The organism is Leclercia adecarboxylata (genome assembly GCF_006171285.1).
GTDB classification, from domain to species: domain Bacteria; phylum Pseudomonadota; class Gammaproteobacteria; order Enterobacterales; family Enterobacteriaceae; genus Enterobacter; species Enterobacter barmai.
The window spans coordinates 1,967,637-1,986,061 of sequence record NZ_CP040889.1 but is presented as its reverse complement, the minus strand read 5'-3'; the positions used below and the strand labels follow the sequence as shown (position 1 = coordinate 1,986,061).

18 protein-coding genes are annotated in these 18,425 nt (G+C 57.3%); 5 read left to right on the top strand and 13 right to left on the bottom strand.

Annotation, left to right across the window (positions count from 1 at the left end):
• Positions 1 to 23: 23 nt before the first annotated feature.
• From FHN83_RS11285 to FHN83_RS11260, 6 genes are all read right to left on the bottom strand, one after another.
• Entirely contained in the window at positions 24 to 866 is an 843-nt protein-coding gene (locus tag FHN83_RS11285) for a PTS system mannose/fructose/sorbose family transporter subunit IID (RefSeq protein WP_139563853.1), read from the bottom strand.
• Positions 859 to 1,659, bottom strand: a complete 801-nt coding sequence (locus tag FHN83_RS11280) for a PTS mannose/fructose/sorbose/N-acetylgalactosamine transporter subunit IIC (protein ID WP_139563852.1) — start codon at positions 1,657 to 1,659, stop codon at positions 859 to 861. Before FHN83_RS11280 ends, FHN83_RS11285 begins: the two co-directional genes overlap by 8 nt.
• An 11-nt stretch (positions 1,660 to 1,670) precedes the next feature.
• Entirely contained in the window at positions 1,671 to 2,168 is a 498-nt protein-coding gene (locus tag FHN83_RS11275) for a PTS system mannose/fructose/N-acetylgalactosamine-transporter subunit IIB (RefSeq protein WP_139563851.1), read from the bottom strand.
• A 14-nt stretch (positions 2,169 to 2,182) separates the two neighbouring features.
• Positions 2,183 to 3,361, bottom strand: coding sequence for a glycoside hydrolase family 88 protein (locus FHN83_RS11270; RefSeq protein ID WP_139563850.1), 1,179 nt, complete (start codon positions 3,359 to 3,361; stop codon positions 2,183 to 2,185).
• The gene (locus FHN83_RS11265) at positions 3,358 to 3,840 is read right to left on the bottom strand and encodes a PTS sugar transporter subunit IIA (RefSeq protein ID WP_139563849.1); all 483 of its coding nucleotides are present in this window, start codon (positions 3,838 to 3,840) and stop codon (positions 3,358 to 3,360) included. The genes FHN83_RS11270 and FHN83_RS11265 overlap by 4 nt, the downstream gene beginning before the upstream one ends.
• A 175-nt stretch (positions 3,841 to 4,015) precedes the next feature.
• A complete protein-coding gene (locus tag FHN83_RS11260; protein ID WP_139563848.1) occupies positions 4,016 to 6,619 on the bottom strand; it encodes a sigma 54-interacting transcriptional regulator in 2,604 nt (867 codons plus the stop codon).
• 302 nt (positions 6,620 to 6,921) lie between these two features.
• Between FHN83_RS11260 and FHN83_RS11255 the strand changes: the two genes are divergently transcribed.
• Entirely contained in the window at positions 6,922 to 7,134 is a 213-nt protein-coding gene (locus FHN83_RS11255; protein WP_039032168.1) for a YdgH/BhsA/McbA-like domain containing protein, read from the top strand.
• Positions 7,135 to 7,175: 41 nt separating this feature from the next.
• Here the strand turns inward: FHN83_RS11255 and FHN83_RS11250 are convergent, their stop codons facing one another.
• Together FHN83_RS11250 and FHN83_RS11245 are read right to left on the bottom strand one after the other, a co-directional pair.
• A complete protein-coding gene (locus FHN83_RS11250; protein WP_103825275.1) occupies positions 7,176 to 7,499 on the bottom strand; it encodes an AzlD domain-containing protein in 324 nt (107 codons plus the stop codon).
• Positions 7,499 to 8,158 carry an AzlC family ABC transporter permease gene (locus FHN83_RS11245; protein ID WP_139563847.1) on the bottom strand — a complete coding sequence of 220 codons (660 nt, stop codon included), beginning with the start codon at positions 8,156 to 8,158 and terminating at the stop codon, positions 7,499 to 7,501. The genes FHN83_RS11250 and FHN83_RS11245 overlap by 1 nt, the downstream gene beginning before the upstream one ends.
• 103 nt (positions 8,159 to 8,261) lie before the next feature.
• Between FHN83_RS11245 and FHN83_RS11240 the strand changes: the two genes are divergently transcribed.
• The 4 genes from FHN83_RS11240 to FHN83_RS11225 all read left to right on the top strand — a co-directional run bounded on the left by FHN83_RS11240 (position 8,262) and on the right by FHN83_RS11225 (position 13,374).
• Positions 8,262 to 8,810, top strand: a complete 549-nt coding sequence (locus FHN83_RS11240) for a helix-turn-helix domain-containing protein (protein WP_039032164.1) — start codon at positions 8,262 to 8,264, stop codon at positions 8,808 to 8,810.
• Positions 8,811 to 8,831: 21 nt separating this feature from the next.
• Positions 8,832 to 9,827, top strand: a complete 996-nt coding sequence (locus tag FHN83_RS11235) for a LacI family DNA-binding transcriptional regulator (RefSeq protein ID WP_138370906.1) — start codon at positions 8,832 to 8,834, stop codon at positions 9,825 to 9,827.
• A 104-nt stretch (positions 9,828 to 9,931) separates the two neighbouring features.
• A complete protein-coding gene (locus tag FHN83_RS11230) occupies positions 9,932 to 12,055 on the top strand; it encodes an alpha-galactosidase (RefSeq protein ID WP_138370905.1) in 2,124 nt (707 codons plus the stop codon).
• Positions 12,056 to 12,099: 44 nt separating this feature from the next.
• The gene (locus tag FHN83_RS11225) at positions 12,100 to 13,374 is read left to right on the top strand and encodes an MFS transporter (RefSeq protein WP_139563846.1); all 1,275 of its coding nucleotides are present in this window, start codon (positions 12,100 to 12,102) and stop codon (positions 13,372 to 13,374) included.
• Here the strand turns inward: FHN83_RS11225 and rhaM are convergent.
• The 5 genes from rhaM to FHN83_RS11200 all read right to left on the bottom strand — a co-directional run bounded on the left by rhaM (position 13,362) and on the right by FHN83_RS11200 (position 18,377).
• Positions 13,362 to 13,676, bottom strand: a complete 315-nt coding sequence (gene rhaM, locus FHN83_RS11220) for an L-rhamnose mutarotase (RefSeq protein ID WP_039032160.1) — start codon at positions 13,674 to 13,676, stop codon at positions 13,362 to 13,364. The genes FHN83_RS11225 and rhaM overlap by 13 nt on opposite strands.
• Entirely contained in the window at positions 13,673 to 14,770 is a 1,098-nt protein-coding gene (gene fucO / locus FHN83_RS11215; protein ID WP_139563845.1) for a lactaldehyde reductase, read from the bottom strand. The genes rhaM and fucO overlap by 4 nt, the downstream gene beginning before the upstream one ends.
• A 99-nt stretch (positions 14,771 to 14,869) precedes the next feature.
• Complete coding sequence (locus FHN83_RS11210; RefSeq protein ID WP_139563844.1) at positions 14,870 to 15,874, bottom strand: ABC transporter permease; 1,005 nt, start codon at positions 15,872 to 15,874, stop codon at positions 14,870 to 14,872.
• Positions 15,871 to 16,875, bottom strand: coding sequence for an ABC transporter permease (locus FHN83_RS11205; RefSeq protein WP_039032157.1), 1,005 nt, complete (start codon positions 16,873 to 16,875; stop codon positions 15,871 to 15,873). The genes FHN83_RS11210 and FHN83_RS11205 overlap by 4 nt, the downstream gene beginning before the upstream one ends.
• On the bottom strand, positions 16,875 to 18,377 hold the full coding sequence (locus FHN83_RS11200) for a sugar ABC transporter ATP-binding protein (RefSeq protein ID WP_139563843.1): 1,503 nt from the start codon (positions 18,375 to 18,377) through the stop codon (positions 16,875 to 16,877). The genes FHN83_RS11205 and FHN83_RS11200 overlap by 1 nt, the downstream gene beginning before the upstream one ends.
• Between the last annotated feature and the right edge of the window lie 48 nt (positions 18,378 to 18,425).

Sequence of the window (18,425 nt, the reverse complement as noted above, 5' to 3'; positions counted from 1 at the left end):
TCCTGAGAAAGGGGCTGAGGATTTTAGATTATTCCAATCCCCGCAGCGGCAAAGCCAAGGGCGATTAACAGCAGTAGCACTTTATTTGGGCTGACTTTCTTATTGAGAAGTTTCAGGCATCCCAGAACCAATATCAGCGGTATTAAGCCTACACAAATTTTATCGAGAATATCCTGTAAGACAAAAGGCTGCCCGGCAATGGTGGTCTGAAAGGTGGTGGTGAACTTCACCATGCTGGCGCTCATTGCGCCCACCATCATTAATCCCATTATCGATGAGGCTTTGGTAATGCAACTTAATAATCCCGACTGCGTCGCTTCGGCAATATATTTTGAGCCGAGACGATAACCCATTACGCCGCCGTAATAACGCAGCAGATAGCTTGGAATGTTATAAAGCAACAGGAACAGTAAGGGACCCAGCGGATTCCCCTGAGATGCCAGGCCGATTGCAATGCCGGTGGCAATAATACGCAGCACACCATAGAAGAAGGAGTCGCCCACACCGGCAAAAGGACCCATCAGCGCCACTTTGATCCCGTTAATACTGGAGGTATCAAAGTTGGGATTAGCCGCGTTCTCTTTTTCCATCGACAGCGTCAGGCCCATAATAAACGGCGCCAGATGCTGGTTGGTATTGAAAAACTGGCTGTTGCGTTTAAGCGCCTCAAGATAGCGATGGGGATCGTTGGCATAGATTTTTTTCAACATCGGTGCCAGCGCCCAGCCGTAGCTTAACCCTTCCATACGGGTAAAATTCATGGTTCCCAGCAGCGGGAACTGACGAATAAAAAGCTGACGGAATAATTGTTTCTCGCTTCTGTCCTCGCGACTATCAGTAACGTCTTTCATCTGGATATCAGTCATTGAAGAACCCATCCTTATCATCAACAGAAGCTGGTGCGGCTACCCCTGCCTGTTTGTTTGCTTTTAGCTGGTTGAACTCGTTGAAGCAGAGATAGACTGCGACAGAGGCGGCAATAATGGCGATGCCCATAATCGGCAGTTTCAAATAAGCTGCCATGGCGAAACCAATAAAGAAGAAGGCGGCAATATTTCTGTTCCACAGCGCTTTCAACAGAATGGCAAAACCCAGTGCGGGCAAAATGCCGCCAACAGCCGTCATACCGCGCATTACGGTGCCCGGAATGCTTTCGACCAGGCTACGAATGACATCGGTGCCAAACAGAATGCCAAAGAAGGCGATCAGGGCGAAGGGGACACCGTAAAACAACGTCATGCCCAGCGTTAGCGCCAGGGCGGTACGGTCCCGGCCTTGATCGAGTAAGGCGTCATATTTTTCGACCAGTCCGGTATAGACCAGCTTCAGCACCTGATAAACGAAGACCGCCAGCAGACTGATAGGTAACGCCAGCGCCACGGCGACCGGGGGTTCGGCGTGGGTGAGGATAGTAAAGGCCGTCGCCAGTACGGAGCCCACGGCCAGATCGGCCGGAACAGAGCCACCAATGGTGATGGTGCCCAGGAAAATTAGCTCCAGCGTGGCCCCGATAATAATACCCTGCTCAAGATCGCCCAGTACCAGGCCGACCAGCGCGCCACAGACAAGTGGACGCTCAATCAGAGGCTGGCCCAGCGTATGGTCAGCGGTTTTAACCAGAAACATGATCAACGCGACAAGAAATGCAGACGTTAACATAGCGACCTCGATTAATTGACGGCGCTTGCCAGCATCTCAATCAGGTTTTTCACCGGATGAGAGGGCAGAACCTGATATTCAACAGCGACATGGCGTGCGGCAATAGCCTGAAAGTCAGCCACATCTTCTGGCGTGACATAGACGGTATCGCTGATACGTGTTTTCGCAGCAAGGTTGTCAGTAATACGCCCGAAATTGGCGACGTTCAGTGTTTTAATACCGGGAACCTGCTCCACCAGACGGCGCGCATCCGCAGCGTTATTCACGATCACCATTATTTTCATGCTTTCTGAACGCGGATCGTTCAGCACATCACCTGCGTCTTTGACCGCCATAATGGCGCATTTGGCCGTGTCGGGTGCCGCCATGCGTAGCGACATTTTCTGCACGTCGTTATTCACGATCTGGTCGTTGGCAACAAGAATGCGGTTTACGCCCAGATGTTTGGTCCAGACCACGGCAACCTGGCCGTGTATCAAACGATCATCAATACGAACTAAAGAAATCATGGTATAGCTCCGGTTTAGCAGAAGTAGGGTGTCCAGACGCGGGAAAGGCGAACCAGGGCTTCAAAATAGAAGTAGTCGCCCCACAGGTTAGGTTCGTTAATCCCCATATTGCGGCCAAAGTTATAAACGCCTTCGCGAAGCAGGCCGTCTTGCGGATCCGCGAAGTAATGTTGATGTAAATTTTGCATAATCAGCGTGATAGCATTGCCATACGCAGGCCGTAGCGGATCCGTCAGGGGAAGCTGTTTAAGCAACTCAGCCAGCCCACAAACGGCAATCGCTGCTGCTGAAGTATCGCGCCAGGCCTTATCGTCGGGCGTGAAGATCAGATCCCAGTAGCAGACGAAATCCTCGGGCAAGCGGTTGAGGAAATAGTGAGCCAGGCGGCGAGAAAGCTCCGGCTGGGTGGTGTCGCCGGTGTGGGTGAAGCTCAGGGCAAAACCATAAATGCCCCACGCCTGGCCGCGAGCCCAGCACGAGCTGTCGCTAAAGCCCTGATGGGTATCTCCGCGCAGCGGCTTGCCGCTGTGGATATCCATATAAAAGGTGTGAAACGTTGAAGCGTCATCGCGCACCAGGTAGCGTGCCGCCTGCGCCAGGTGCCGGGTGGCTGCTTCACGCCAGGCCTGGTTACCCGTCTCGTCGGCAGCCCAGAACAGCAGGGGAACATTGAGATTGCAGTCGATAATCATCCGGCCCTGGCGCGCCGGATCGCTCAGATCACCCCATGCCTGAATCACGCCTGCCGTGGCGTTAAAGCGCTGGTACAGCAACTCTGCGGCGCGTAATGCCAGGTTGCGGGCGCGGGTATTGCCAGTGAGTTTCCAGGCGTTCACGCAGGAGAGCGAATACAGGAAACCCAGGTCGTGAGTATCAACTTTAATTCTGCGATCGAGGCGCTCTTCGAAGCTGTCGAGCAGGCCCTCTGCCACCGCGCGATATTTGTTATCGCCGGTGACTTCCCAGGCCAGCCACAGCATTCCGGTCCAGAATCCTTCCGTCCAGTCGACCTTTTCGACAGCCGGATAGCGGCCCTCCGTCGCGCTGGCGGCAGGGAAGGTGGTTGTAAATCGTGGCAGCATCACATCTACCTGACGAATAACCTGAGCAAGCACGTCCTGTAACCAGCGAGGATCCAGACCGGGTTGCGGCAGGCTATATCGCGTATCCAGCGTTTCGAGTGCGACCTTCACTGGCTATCCTCCAGGGTAAAGAAATCGTCAATGCCATCCCGGGCATCTGCATGTTGCGCCTGACGGGCCGAAGCGATCTCAGGTAAGACGTTCATGTATTGCATTGCCCCGCTGGCCGCCGCTATCGCGTCCTGGAGGCGCAGAGCCGTTTCGTCATGTTCGGACATGCAGAATTCCATCAGCATGATCAGGTTTGCCCCGCTGACGACCTGCACGTGGGGATATTTGATCATCATCTGTACGGCCGTGTTGTTGACGCTGCCGCCAGGCATATCGGTAAACAGCACCAGCTCGTTGCCTCGACTGGCTGCCTGCCGGGCCATCGCATCAAAGCGAACGGCCAGCTCTGCTGTGGATCCAATCTCGCCGCAGTATGCACAAACCGGTGTGATGCCATGATCGTCGCCAATTAACAAATTCAGAGCCGAAATAATGCCTTCGGCATAGCGGCCATGGGTTGCGACATACATCTCTCGCATGGGGTATTCCTTACGCTTTCCAGGGTATCTGATGATGGATGTGCAAACCCTGTGCCATATTTTCAATTTATTGATATATATGATTTAATTTGCATTTCTGGACGCTGATTTTAGTGTCGGAAAGAGGTGTTAACGCAGTGTCGAAGCATGCGCCAGCCTGCGCTGGCGACACGTATCACGAAAGAGCATCGGGGGCGATCCACGGTTCCATAATTTCGTAAATCATCAGCACTTCAGTGAGAGGGAGGGTGATGTTGTATTTGCGATTCAGCGCCTGGAAAAAGGTGTCATGCACGGCAACGAAGGCTGTCTGCTCTGGCGTGAGTTGCGCCTCTTCGCGCTGGCGTACGCCGTTATTGACCATGACCCGTTCAATCATCAGCGCAATGTGCATAAAGAGGTTGATGCGCAGATAGCTCTCGAAATGGATTTTATAGAATGCTTCGTACTGTTTAATCACCGCTTCCACTTCATCGATGATGACGACGGGATTGAGGAAGTTCAGCCGGCTGGCCACGCCTTCTACGGTAAAGAGTTTCACCACCTCTTCCACCATCGGCTCAAGTCCGCCGTCCGTCAGCAGCCCGTGAAAGTAGTCGCGTTTCAGGACCTGGGTCTTCTCTTTAATCAATTGCTCGACGCTGATCAGCGGGATGTAGCCCGCTTCCAGATCGGTGGTGGTAATGATCAGGCGCGTGCCGTTCAGCGCCGGGTCGGCGCGGGTAATTTTCCATTTCAGGTCGTCATATTCCATCGTGATGATGTCGATGCTTTCCTGAACGAGGTAACGCTGGACAATATCTTTTAACTTTCGTGAGATGCCTTCACCAGAGATGCAGGAAATGATGATTTTATTGCCGGGCTGCATCCCCGCGTAGTAGCGTGCTTCCACCTCATAAGCGCCTTTCGTCTCTTCGATAATGGCTTCCATCGACTGCTGCTCCTGAATTCTGGAGGCAATATCCAGCGCCATTGCGGTGCTGACGTTATTAATCACCAGCAGCTCGCCGTGCAGATGAAGCTTAATCTCTTCGTAGATCTCCTTCAGCGACCCCATATCCACCAGGATGATTAATCCCGCTCCTTGCCTGAGGCGGGAAAGATGCGTGATCAATAAATCGATAATTTCCCGTGTAGATGTCGCATTGGGCATATCAAACGCTTTGAAGTAATAGCCGCCGGTAAGCTGGTTGGCTATGCCAGCAATACTGGAGGCGGTAGAACGGCCATGCGAGACAATAATGCCCTGGATAAGGTCATCTTCTCCGGCCTGGGTGTGAAACGCGCAGCTCAGAAGCGGCATCAGCAAGGGCAGAGGCTGATTAACTACATGCTTTGCCAGCAGCGCGAGGCACTCTTCGGCCAGCAGTCGGGCTTTGCCTGAGACGTAATCTGATATGTTTAGCAGCTCACTGACCGCGTCTGGCTGATGGGGCGTATTTAACGCATAGCTCATACAGAGCCAGACCGCTTTACGGATCTCCTGCCCGCACGGAATACCGGTCTGGATTTCCAGTTCATTTATTGCGTGCATAGTGTTTTGCCACAAATAGCCGCTATAAATGGCATCCGGCGCCATGATACCGCTCACCGAGGTCAGCAACTGTTCCATCTTACGGTTCAATAACAGGACGTTGCCGCTATGGCAGAACTCGCGAAAGATCACCGCATCGTGCATGGCTTTCGGGATCACTATGCTGGCATCAGGCGCATTACCAGGCTGGCGGGCAGAAATCACCAGGGTTTCGCCGCTGGTCTGTGCGCTCCGTAGCGAGATGACCTCCGCCTCGCGACGATCGCTCCACGCGCTGGCGCACATCACTTTGATCTGGTTTTTAAGCTCGCCGATATTCCCGCGTACCGGGGAGGTCACCAACTGGTGCATAAGTGAATTATCGAGGTGAATATCCCGCCGCAAGCTGCGTGCTTCCTGCTGTAAAAAATGGCTAACGTGGGCAACCCGTTCGGTTAGCGAACGCGACAGGTAGTTGGGTAGCGTCACGCGTACCGGGATCCGTCGGCGGAAGGTATTGAGTAATACCGTATCGATGTTTTCAGTGGTGGCGAAGATAAAACGCAGCGAGGCGGGGTGGCGGGTTCGGTTATCCCCCAGACGATAGAAATAACCTTTATCCATGAACAGGAAGAGCTTCTCCTGATTCTCCGCCGACAGGCGATGTACTTCATCCAGAAACAGAAAACCACCGTCGGCCTCATCAAAGGCGCCGCGCTTCTCACGATCGGCCCCCGTAAAAGCACCACGGGTATAGCCAAAAAGGGTGGCTGACAGTAACTCAGGATTATTGGCGTAATCTGCGCAGTTAAGCTCAACAAAAGGTTTCTCCGCAGCAACGACGCTACGCTCCACCGCATAACGATGAATGAGCATCGCCAGATGGCTTTTTCCCACACCGCTTTCACCTGAGATCAAAACCGGCAAACCTTCACCCGGGTAATCAACTGCAGAACGACAGAGCGCCACTGCCTCTGCCAGGCTCCCTTGCGCACCAATCAGATTCTGGAATACGTCCTCTCTTTTCGACACTAAATGCGAAGTCGATGACATTTCGGAGGGGTTCTGGCGCACATAGAAGCGTACGGGACGGGTATTTTCCTTACTTAACTGACCGTCATCGCACAGTCTGTTCAGGTAATGACTCAGAACGCTGCGGTTAACCGGCATAAAGTCAGCGCAGTCCTGAGCCGTGAAACCAGAAGGGCTGGCAGCATAATGCGTTAAAATTTTGTGGAATAACTTTTCTTTCGCTGACAGAGCCATCAGTTATCGTCCTGCGTAGAGTAGAAAAAAGTGTCGAAAGTAGTTAGACGCTAGACACTAACTTTATGATTCGACACTGATTACTTTCCCCGTCGTGACGTGAAAATGAAACCCTGTTTTGACTGGAATGTGATCCCGATCGCCGGGAATTTTGTATGGGATTAAAAGCAGGAATTTAAATCAGTAATTTTGAATGATATTAGCAAATCCTTCCGCTTTCAGTTGTCGGTGATGAGGCCTATTATTTATCACATCAAGGCACAACGCCTTACAACAAACAACTTATCGCAAGGGTCTCTATCATGAAAAACATCAAAACTTTTGTCGCTGTTATCGCTCTGGCTACTTCTTTCGGTTCTTTCGCTGCTCAGACTGTCACCGCATCTGCCAGCACCATTGACGGCGCCGAAGCGAAAATTGCCGCTCAGGCTCAGCAGGCGGGCGCATCGTCTTACACCATTACTCAGGCTTTCACCGGTAACCGTGTGCACATGACCGCTGAACTGAGCAAATAAGCACAAAGCATCTGTCGAAAGAGCGCCCCCGGGGCGCTTTTTTAGTTTATGCCCGCCAGGCGTAACAGCGCCGTCACCACTGCCGCCGCCACGATCACGAAAATCAACGGCACCTTGCGCCAGGCGAGGAATACCGCAAACGCCACGCCCAACACCCGCGCCATTCCGGCAAAATGTTCCCCTTCGTAGAAGGTGGTCGCCAGCGCCACCGAAAACAACAATACCGTTGCCGCATCCGAGAGCAGCGCCTGGGAGCGTTCCGACAGCGCTAACCGGCTGCCCAGTTTTGCTCCACCGAGACGCATCAGATAGGTGCCCGCAGAGAGCAGGGCAATGCCGAGAATAAAGACGGTCATGTTTTCCATTATTTCTTCCTCGTCGCAAGGCCAAGCAGAGAGAGCAACACCGGCAGGCCCACCGGCGCAAAGGGAACCGCGGCCAGCGACAGCGCCGCACCGCTACAGGCGCGGATAAGCGTCGTGCGGTTCTTAAAGGCGGGCACCACTAAGGCCAGCAAAATGGCCGGGAATACCGCATCCAGCCCGATGGTTTCCGGGTCGGGCAGCAGCTTGCCGACCATCGCCCCCAGCAGGGTGCCCAGCGGCCAGATGATTGCCACGCCCAGACCGCAGAGCCAGTAGGCGGCTTTGCGCTGTTCCGGCGTTTTTTGCGACAGGCCAAACACCACGCTTTCGTCGTTCATAATGTGGCAGCCCAGCAAACTGGCGCCGCGCTTGCCGACCAGCTCGCGCACCGTTACGCCAAAGGGCATATGGCGGGCATTAACCAGTAGCCCGGCGGCCGCAGCGGCAAGCGGATTGCCGCCGCTGGCAACAATGCCGATAAACATAAATTCCGACGCGCCCGCCAGCACCGAAATGGAGAGCACAAACGGCACCCACAGCGGAAAGCCATACGCCATCGCCAGCGAGCCGTAGGACATTCCCACGACCCCCACCGCCAGGCACACCAGAATAATCGCTTTGATGGTGTCGCCTTTAAGACTTGAGAGAGAGTGTTTCATACAAATTTAGCCATATCGAACGAGTATCCATTATAATGAACGCAATAAATTCGTTTATCAAGATGAACGATTCGTTCGATATAACAGTAAAAGAGACCGTTTTATGACGCAGCCAATTAGCGTGATCGCGAAAAGTCTGGTGCGAGAACGCATGCGAACCGGGCTTTCACTGGCGGAAATTGCCCGTCGTGCCGGGATCGCCAAATCCACACTCTCGCAGCTGGAGTCCGGCAACGGCAATCCCAGCCTCGAAACCCTGTGGTCGCTGTGCGTGGCGCTGGATATCCCCTTTGCCCGTTTGCTTGAACCTCATCAGCCTGCCACCCAGGTTATCCGCCTCGGCGAAGGCACCAAAGTGGTGGCTGAACAGGCAAACTATGAGGCAATTTTACTGGCGGCCTGCCCGCCGGGGGCCCGACGCGATATCTACATCCTGATGGCCCAGCCCGGCGCCGACCGTATCTCGCATCCGCACCCGCCGGGTTCGGTCGAACATATTATTGTGATGAAGGGGCGGGCGCTGATTGGCCTGATCGACGCACCCGAGGAACTGGGGCAGGGGGACTATATTTGCTATCCTGCCGACCAGGCGCACATCTTCAAAGCCCTTGAGCCCGATACCTATGCGCTCATGGTGTCGGAACAAAACTAATACCCAAAGACACGGATAATCATGTCGCTTAAAGCCATTGCTAAAGAACTGGGACTGTCGGTAACGACGGTAAGCCGCGCCCTCAACGGCTATTTTGACGTTTCCAGCGAGACGCGCGCCCGCGTGGAGGCCGAAGCGCAGCGACGTGGCTATCGGCCGAACACCCTTGCCCGCCGCCTGAAGATGGGCAAAATCGACGCCGTGGGTCTGGTCTTTCCGGTGCATCCCGTTCCGCTCAATAACAGCGTTTTTATGGAGATGGTCGGCGAAATTAGCCACGAGTTAGCGCGTCATGAGATCGACTTACTGCTGATTGCCGACGACGACCTGGCCGACAAGCACAGCTATATGCGCATGGTGCAAAGCCGTCGCGTGGATGCGCTGATTGTGGCGCACACGCTCGATAACGATCCGCGTCTCGAACAGCTGCAGGCCGCCGGGTTCCCCTTCCTGGCGCTCGGTCGTAGCCATCTGCCGGAGCCCTACGCCTGGTTTGATTTTGATAACTATGCGGGCACCCACACCGCCGCCCAGCGTCTGATTGCGCGCGGGCATCAGCGCATCGCCTACCTGGGGGAAAGCCACAATCAGGCGTTCATCACCCAGCGCCGTCAGGGCTACCTTGCTGCCCTGAAAGAGGCGGGACTCTCCAGCGAATGGCTGCGCACCATGCCGCCTTCACGCCGCGCGGGCTACACCACCACGCAGGAACTGCTGGCGCTGGATGTCCCGCCGACGGCGATCGTCACCGACTGCAACACCCACGGCGATGGCGCGGCGATGGCGCTGGCGCAGATGGGGCGTTTAACCGGCGAGCACGCCGTATCGCTGGTGGTCTACGATGGCCTGCCGCAGGACAGCATTGTCGATATCGACGTGGCGGCGGTGATCCAGTCCACTCGTCAGGGGGTGGGCAAGCAGATTGCCGACATGGTGCTGCAGCTGATTAACGGCGGCGAACTCAGCCAGCTGCAGGTGCTGTGGCAGCCGGAATTCTCTCCGGGCCAGACGGCATAATTTTCCCCAATTTCTAAAGCCGATCACAAAACCGAAACGTTTTGGTTTGTATCCGAAACGTTTCGGATCAAAACTCAGGATATCCCGATGACAGGAGATGTCCGATGCAAGAGGCTATTTTACGACTGGCGAGCGAAACGGTGGATGTGGTGATCAAAACCCACCCGTTCGCCGAAATTCTTTACTGGGGACCCCACCTTCGCCACTTTTCGCCGCAGGATGCGGCCACGCTTTCCCGCCCGGTTGCCAACGGCAGACTGGACGTTGACTCGCCGGTTACACTGATGGCGGAGCTGGCCCACGGCCTGTTTGGCGCGCCGGGCATTGAAGGCCACCGCCAGGGGCTGGATGGTTCGCCGAAGTTCAGTACCGTTGCGGTATCGCAGCAGGGGCAAACCCTGACCCTAACCGCCGAAGACCAAAATGCCGGTCTGCGTCTGACCAGCGAGATTGCCCTTGATGACAGCGGCGTGCTGGCCGTTCGCCACGGCCTGACCAATCTCAAAAGCCAGCCGTGGCAGGTTGAGCGCCTGGCCGTCACCCTGCCGCTGGCGGAACGTGCCCGAGAAGTGATGGCGTTTCATGGCCGCTGGATCCGCGAGTTCCAGCCGCATCGCCTGCTGCTGGAGCACGACAGCTTTGTTCTCGAAAACCGCCGGGGGAAAACCTCCCACGAACATTTCCCGGCGCTGATTAGCGGCACGCCGGGCTTTAGCGAAATGCAGGGCGACGTCTGGGGCGTGCATCTGGGCTGGAGCGGCAACCATCGCCTGCGCGCCGAGGCCAAAACCGATGGCCGTCGTTATCTGCAGGCCGAAGCGCTTTATCTGCCGGGTGAGATGGCGATTAGCGAGGGCGAAACCCTCTGGACGCCACGCCTCTACGCCAGCTACTCCGCGCAAGGGCTGAACGGCATGAGCCAGCAGTTCCACCGCTATCTGCGCAGCAACATCATTCGCTTCCCGGAGAACAAACCGCGCCCGGTGCATCTCAACACCTGGGAGGGGATCTACTTCAACCACGATCCTGAGTACATCATGCGCATGGCCACCGAGGCGGCTTCGCTGGGCGTCGAGCGCTTTATCATTGATGATGGCTGGTTCAAGGGGCGTAACAATGACCAGGCCGCGCTGGGCGACTGGTATCTCGACGAGCAAAAATACCCCAACGGCTTAACGCCGGTGATTAACCACGTGAAAGATCTCGGGATGGAGTTTGGTATCTGGGTCGAGCCGGAGATGATTAACCCCAACTCCGATCTCTACCGCGCACACCCGGACTGGGTGCTGGCCCTACCGGGGTACGAACAGGCCACCGGACGCCATCAGTGGGTGCTGAACCTTAACATTCCTGCCGCCTTCAACTACCTTCTGGAGCGGATGAGCTGGCTGCTGGGTGAGCATAAGATTGACTATGTGAAGTGGGACATGAACCGCGAGCTGGTGCAGCCGGGGCATAACGGCAAGGCCGCCGCCGACGCCCAGACCCGACAGTTCTACCGCCTGCTGGATGCTCTGGGCGAGCGCTTCCCGCACGTGGAGTTTGAGTCCTGCTCCTCCGGCGGGGGACGTATCGACTATGAAGTGCTGACCCGCTGCCATCGCTTCTGGGCGTCCGACAACAACGACGCCCTGGAACGGAATACTATCCAGCGCGGCATGAGCTACTTCTTCCCACCGGAGGTGATGGGCGCGCATATCGGTCATCATAAATGCCACGCCACCTTCCGCCAGCACAGCATCGCCTTCCGCGGCCTGACGGCATTGTTCGGGCATATGGGGCTGGAGCTGGACCCGCTGGCCGTGGACGAGCAGGAGCGCGAGGGCTACCGGCACTATGCGGCGCTGCATAAGCAGTGGCGCGAGGTGATCCATCGCGGCACCCAGTGGCGCGTGGACATGCCCGACAGCACCACCCTGGCGCAGGGGATTGTGAGCCAGGATCAGGCCCAGGGGCTGTTTATTGTCACTCAGATGGCGATGCCGGATTACACCCTGATGATGCCGCTGCGCATGCCGGGACTGGCGGCCAACGCCCGGTACCGCATCACGCTGCTGGATCACCCCAATATCCGCCTGACCGGCGAAGGGGGACATACCATGCGCAAGCTGCCGGCCTGGATGGAGGCACCGCAAACGGTGAGCGGCGAATGGCTGATGCAGGCGGGGCTGGCGCTGCCGGTTCTGGATCCGGAAACCGCCATTCTGATTGGCGTTGAACGCGTATAAGGGCAATGGGCCGGGCAAGCGGCCCTGAGTTGAGGATAAAAATAATGAACACGACTGCCTGTACCCACAAAGACAATCCGAACTTCTGGATCTTCGGATCGTTCTTCTTTCTCTACTTCTTCATCATGGCCACCTGCTTTCCGTTCCTGCCGATCTGGCTGTCGGATATCATCGGCCTGAATAAAACCCATACCGGGATTGTCTTCTCCTGCATCTCGCTCTCCGCCATCTCGTTCCAGCCGGTGCTGGGCGTGGTGTCCGACAAGCTGGGGCTGAAAAAACACCTGCTGTGGATAATCGCGGTGCTGCTGTTTCTTTTCGCGCCGTTCTTCCTCTACGTTTTCGCTCCGCTGCTGAAAACCAACATCTGGCTCGGGGCGCTGAGTGGCGGGCTCTATATCGGCTTTGTCTTCTCGGCGGGATCGGGGGCTATTGAGGCCTACATCGAGCGCGTAAGCCGCAACAGCTACTTTGAATACGGCAAGGCGCGCATGTTCGGCTGCCTGGGGTGGGGGCTGTGCGCCTCGACGGGCGGCATCCTGTTCGGCATTGATCCCTCGTATGTGTTCTGGATGGGGTCCGCCGCGGCGCTGGTGCTGATGGTGCTGTTAGTGGTGGCAAAACCGAAGCCCAACCAGACCGCCCAGGTGATGAACGCATTAGGCGCTAACCAGCCGCAGATCACCGTCAGAACGGTGATTAACCTGTTCCGCCAGCGCAAAATGTGGATGTTCATTCTGTACGTGATTGGCGTGGCCTGCGTGTATGACGTCTTCGATCAGCAGTTCGCCACCTTCTTTAAAACCTTCTTCGCCACACCGGAGGCGGGCACACGGGCGTTTGGTTTTGCGACCACCGCGGGCGAAATCTGCAACGCCATCATCATGTTCTGCTCGCCGTGGATCATTAACCGCATTGGCGCGAAAAATACGCTGCTGATTGCGGGGCTGATTATGGCGACGCGCATTATCGGGTCGTCATTTGCCACCACCGCCATGGAAGTGGTAGCCCTGAAGATGCTGCACGCGCTGGAAGTGCCGTTCCTGCTGGTGGGCGCATTTAAGTACATCACCGGGGTGTTCGATACCCGGCTGTCAGCGACCATCTACCTGATTGGCTTTAACTTTGCCAAGCAGCTGGCGGCGATTTTCCTCTCCGCTTTTGCCGGGAATATGTATGACCGGATCGGCTTCCAGGATACCTATCTGATGCTGGGCTGTTTTGTGCTGGCGATTACGCTGGTGTCGGCGTTTACGTTGAGCGGTAGGCGGGAGATCGCTGCCGCGAGCGCGGCAGCGTTAACACATCAGGCCAGGTAAAACACCTCTTTCAGCCCGGCGCTCACCGGGCTGTTATCCGGGTTAGAGGGCATCACTTCTCCCATATATTTCCACCAGCGCTGGCAGACGTCGGTGTTGGCCACCGCATTCCAGCGCTCTTCCGATTCAATCTCCACCGTGGCAAACAGCAGGTTACGCTCTTTATCGAGCCAGATGGCGTAATGGTGCGCGCCGTGGTCTTTCAGCACCGCTTCCAGTTCGGGCCAGATCGGATTGTGGCGACGTTCGTACTCCTCGTGTGCGTCAGGGTTTACCTGCATCACAAAGGCTTTGCGGATCATAATGCCTCCAGATAGAGTTCGCGCACCTCGTCGCGGCTGGCGCTGCGCGGGTTGCAGGGGGCGCAAGGATCGGCGAGGGCTTTGTCGAGCCAGCTTTCGATGTCGGCTTTGGTCACGCCCAGCTTGCTGAAGCCGGACGGGATCCCGACGCGGGTGCTCAGGGCGCGAATGGCGTTGATCGCCTCCATGCTGGCGGTTTCGTCGCTCATGTCGCGGGTATCCACGCCCATCGCCTGCGCCACGCGGGCAAAGCGTTCCACGGCGTTCGGGCGGTTAAAGTTTTCGATGATCGGCAGCAGGATGGCGTTGCAGACGCCGTGCGGCAGGTTGTGCGTGGCTCCCGGCTGGTGGGCCAGGGCATGCACCAGCCCCAGACCGGCGCTGTTAAAGGCCATCCCCGCCAGATACTGGCCGAAGGCCATCTGCTCCCGCGCCACGAGGTTGTGGCCGTTGCTGACCGCCTCCGGCAGCCAATGGGCGATCAGGCGAATCGCCTCCAGCGCGTTGGCGTCGGTGAGCGGGTGGGCGCCGACGGAGACATAGGCCTCGATGGCGTGGGTCAGGGCATCCATGCCGGTGGCTGCCGTCACGGCGGCCGGAATATCGAGCATCACGCTGGCGTCATCCACGGCAATGTCCGGGATAATGTTCGGGTCGATGATCACCTCTTTGACCTGACGCGCCGAATCGATGATCACCGCGTTGCTGGTCATTTCTGCCGCCGTGCCTGCGGTGGTGTTGATCGCTACCAGCGGCACGCCGGGGTTGAGCACTTTGCCGACGCCGGAGTAAGCAGTAGACGGGCCAGGATTGGCGGTGAGGATCTTAATCGCCTTGGCGGTGTCGATCGGGCTGCCGCCGCCGAAGGCAATAATGTAATCACACTGCCCATCCTGGAACGCGGCAAAGCCCTGCTGCACCAGCGCTTCCGTCGGGTTCGGGAACACCGCGTCGAACAGGCCCATTTTCACCAGCTGACCGTCGGTGACAATCAGCGCGGTGCCCCACTGTTTGTTCGCCACCAGCTTGACCATATCGCCGATTGCGCCTGCGCCGTGCAGGCTGATTTTCGGCAGCGCCAACATAAAGCTCATGATAATTCTCCTTAATTACGGTGATTTTTATGCCCGGCGGCGCTGCGCTTGCGCGGGCCTACGGTTCGTAGGCCGGGTAAACGCAGTGCCACCCGGCATTTAGATCCGTCTTCGCTGCATAATCCGGCGGGTGATAATCGGCAGGGAGATCACCACAATCAGCATCGCGCCGATAATCACCGACATCACGATGCCCGGCACGTTGAGCAGGCTCAGGCCGAAGGTGACCAGCCCCATCAGGAAGGCGGCGATAATCACGCCCACCATGCTGCCGGAACCGCCGAGAATATTGACCCCGCCGAGCACCGCCATGGTCACCACCGCCAGCTCCCAGCCCATCGCAATGGTCGGGCGGGTACTGCCCAGACGCGAGGTGAGCAGCACCGAGGCCAGCCCGGCCATCAGCCCCACCAGGGCAAAGAGGATCAGGTTGTGACGCTTGACGTTGATGCCGGAATACCATGCTCCGGTCGGGTTATTGCCGATGGCGTAGGTGCGACGCCCGAAGTTGGTTTTGTGCAGCACGAAGGCAAACACCACCCCCAGCACGATAAACAGCGCGAACTCAAACGACAGCGCACCCCAGACGTACCCCTGGCCAAACCAGGCGAAGCTCTCCGGCCAGGTGTTTAACGCCTGATCGCCCAAAAGGATGTAGGTGATGCCGCGATAGAGGCTCATGGTGCCGATGGTGATGACAATCGACGACAGGTTGAAGCGGGTCACCAGCAGACCGTTGAACAGCCCGCACAGCAGGCCCACGCCTAATCCCACGCAGACCAGCAACGGCGTATCCAGCCCGGCGGCCGCGCAAAAGCCCATCACCGTGGAGCTGAGCGCGATGGTGGAGGCCACCGACAGGTCAATTTCACGGGCGATAATCAGCATCGCCATGGGCAGCACGATGATCGCTTTCTCGGTGAAGTTGAACGTGGCGTCCGACAGGTTCCAGATATTAAGGAAGTAGGGGGAGGCCAGCGCGTTGACCACGAACACGGCCAGGGTGACCGCCAGCAGAAAACCTTCCCAGCACAGCAGGCGCTGGAAAATGCCCGACGCAGCGGGCGTATTTTTGATCTCTTCAGACGTCATAATTTTACTCATGATCTCACCGCCTGTTTTTGACGTGCCAGCGCCGCATCGCGCAGGATCAGCCGTCCTTTGCGTTTGTTGCCGCGTTCATTGAGCAGCACCGCAATCACAATCACCGTCCCGGAAATCGCCATCTGCCAGAACGGCGACACGCCGATCACCGGCAGGGCATTGTTGATGACCCCGAGGAACAGCGCGCCGCACAGGCAACCTAACACCCGGCCCGTACCGCCCATGGTGCTGATGCCGCCAATCACGCAGGCCGCCACCACCTGAAGCTCGAAGCCGTTCGCCACATCGACATAGGCCACCGCGAAGCGCGAGATCCACAGATAGCCGCAGAACCCGGCCAGCGCCCCGGAGAGGCAGAAGCTGACGAACTGCATTTTGCCGGCGTTGATCCCGGTGTAGTACGCCGCCGTGGCGTTACCGCCCGCGGTGTAGAGCGCGCGTCCGGTACGGCTGTAGCGCAGGAAATAGCCCACCAGCAGCAGGGCGGCAATGGCGCACCAGCTCAGTACCGGTAACCCCAGCACCGACGCACGCGGCAAGCCGAGAAAATCAGCCCCCATCTGGTTAGAGTTGACCCAGCCGCCGCCGGAGAGCAAAAAGATGATCCCGCGGTAGATGCTCATGGTGCCGAGCGTCACCACAATCGCCGGAATGCCCATCTTCCACACCAGCAGGCCGTTGATGACCCCCATCAGCAGCCCTAAGGCGGTGGCCAGGATCAGCAGCACCCAGACCGGCACCTCGGGATAGTTAAAGTTGATCAGGGCGACAATCATCCCGGTCAGGGCCAGGTTTGCCGCCATCGACAGGTCGATGCCTTTGGTCAGCAGCACCATCATCTGCCCGAGAGCGAGAATGACCAGAATCGAGGTGTCGTTGAACATCTCTACCAGGTTGCCCGGGGCGATAAACGACGGGACGCGGGTGCCGATGGCGATGACCATCAGCACGATCACCGCCGCCAGCAGCGCTTCGCGGTGTTTAAGCAGTTGTTGCACCATTATGCGGCCTCCTGTCTGGCACCGCTGGCGGCGCTGACGATGGTTTCCGCCGTCGCGCCCCCCGCCTGGTATTCCGCCACCATTAACCCTTCATGCATGACGATAATTCTGTCGGCCATGCCCATCACTTCCGGCAGTTCGGAGGAGACCATGATCACCGCCAGCCCCTGACCCACCAGCTCGGACATAAACTGGTGCACCGCCGCCTTGGAGCCGATATCGATCCCTTTGGTCGGTTCATCGAGAATGATGACGTCCGGGTGGGTCGCCAGCCATTTGCCGATCACCACTTTCTGCTGGTTGCCGCCGGAAAGGGTCTCCACCGCCTGTTTCCAGCTAAAGGCTTTCACCTGCAGGCGTTTTGCGTATTCGTCTGCCAGCTGCCACTCGCGATCGTCGTTCAGCACGCCGTTGGCGTTGAGCTTGCTGAGCTGCGGCAGGCTGATGTTCTGCGCAATCGACAGCTCAATAATCGCCCCCTGCTTCTGGCGCTCTTCCGGCACGCAGACGATCCCGGCTTTGATGGCGTCCGCCGGCTGGCGGAAATGCTGTTCTTTACCGTTCAGCACAATGCTGCCGGAAGAGGGACGCGAAACGCCGGAGAGCGCCTGCATCAGTTCGGTACGTCCGGCGCCCACCAGCCCGTAGAAGCCGAGGATTTCGCCTTTGCGCAGGGTAAAGGAGATGTTGGCGAACTCGGTCGGGTGGCAGAGATCCTTCACCTCCAGCACGATGTCGCCTTTTTCGCATTCCACTTTCGGGAAGGTCTGGGTTATCGCGCGGCCCACCATCATCGCCACCATCCGCTCTTCGGTGATGTCGTTGATGGCCCCGGCGCCGACAAACACGCCGTCGCGCAGGATGGTGTAGTGATCCGCCAGCTCAAAAATCTCGTCGAACTTGTGGGAGATAAACAGGATGGCTTTTCCCTCCTGCTTTAAGCGTTCGACGATCTGGTAGAACTCGAGGATTTCGTGCTGGGACAGGGCGGCGGTGGGTTCATCGAGGATCACCACCTGGGCGTCAAACGACAGCGCCCGGGCGATCGCCACCATATGCCGCTGGGCGATGCTCAGGGTTTTCAGCGTCGCGCGCGGATCAATCTGCACCTCCAGACGGGTGAGGATCGCCTGCGCCCGGCGGTGCATCTCCGGCCAGTCGAGCTTTTTGAAAATGCCTTTATAGAGGTACTGGCCGACAAAAATGTTTTCGGTGACCGACAGCTCATCGAACAGCACGGTCTCCTGGTGAATGGCGGTAATGCCCACCTTATGCGCCGAGTCGGGGGTTGGCAGCTGAATGGGGATCGCTTTATAGAGGATTTCGCCCGCGTCGGGCTGGTAGATGCCGGTCATCACTTTGACCAGCGTCGATTTGCCCGCGCCGTTTTCACCGATCAATGCGGTGACTTTGCCGGGCCAGAGCTCAAGCTGCACGTTCTCAAGGGCGCGCACACCAGGGAAAACCTTAGTAATGCCGTTGAGCGCCAATAATGGGGTCATGATAGTTCTCCGGAAATTCCATTACCCCTCACCCTAACCCTCTCCCCA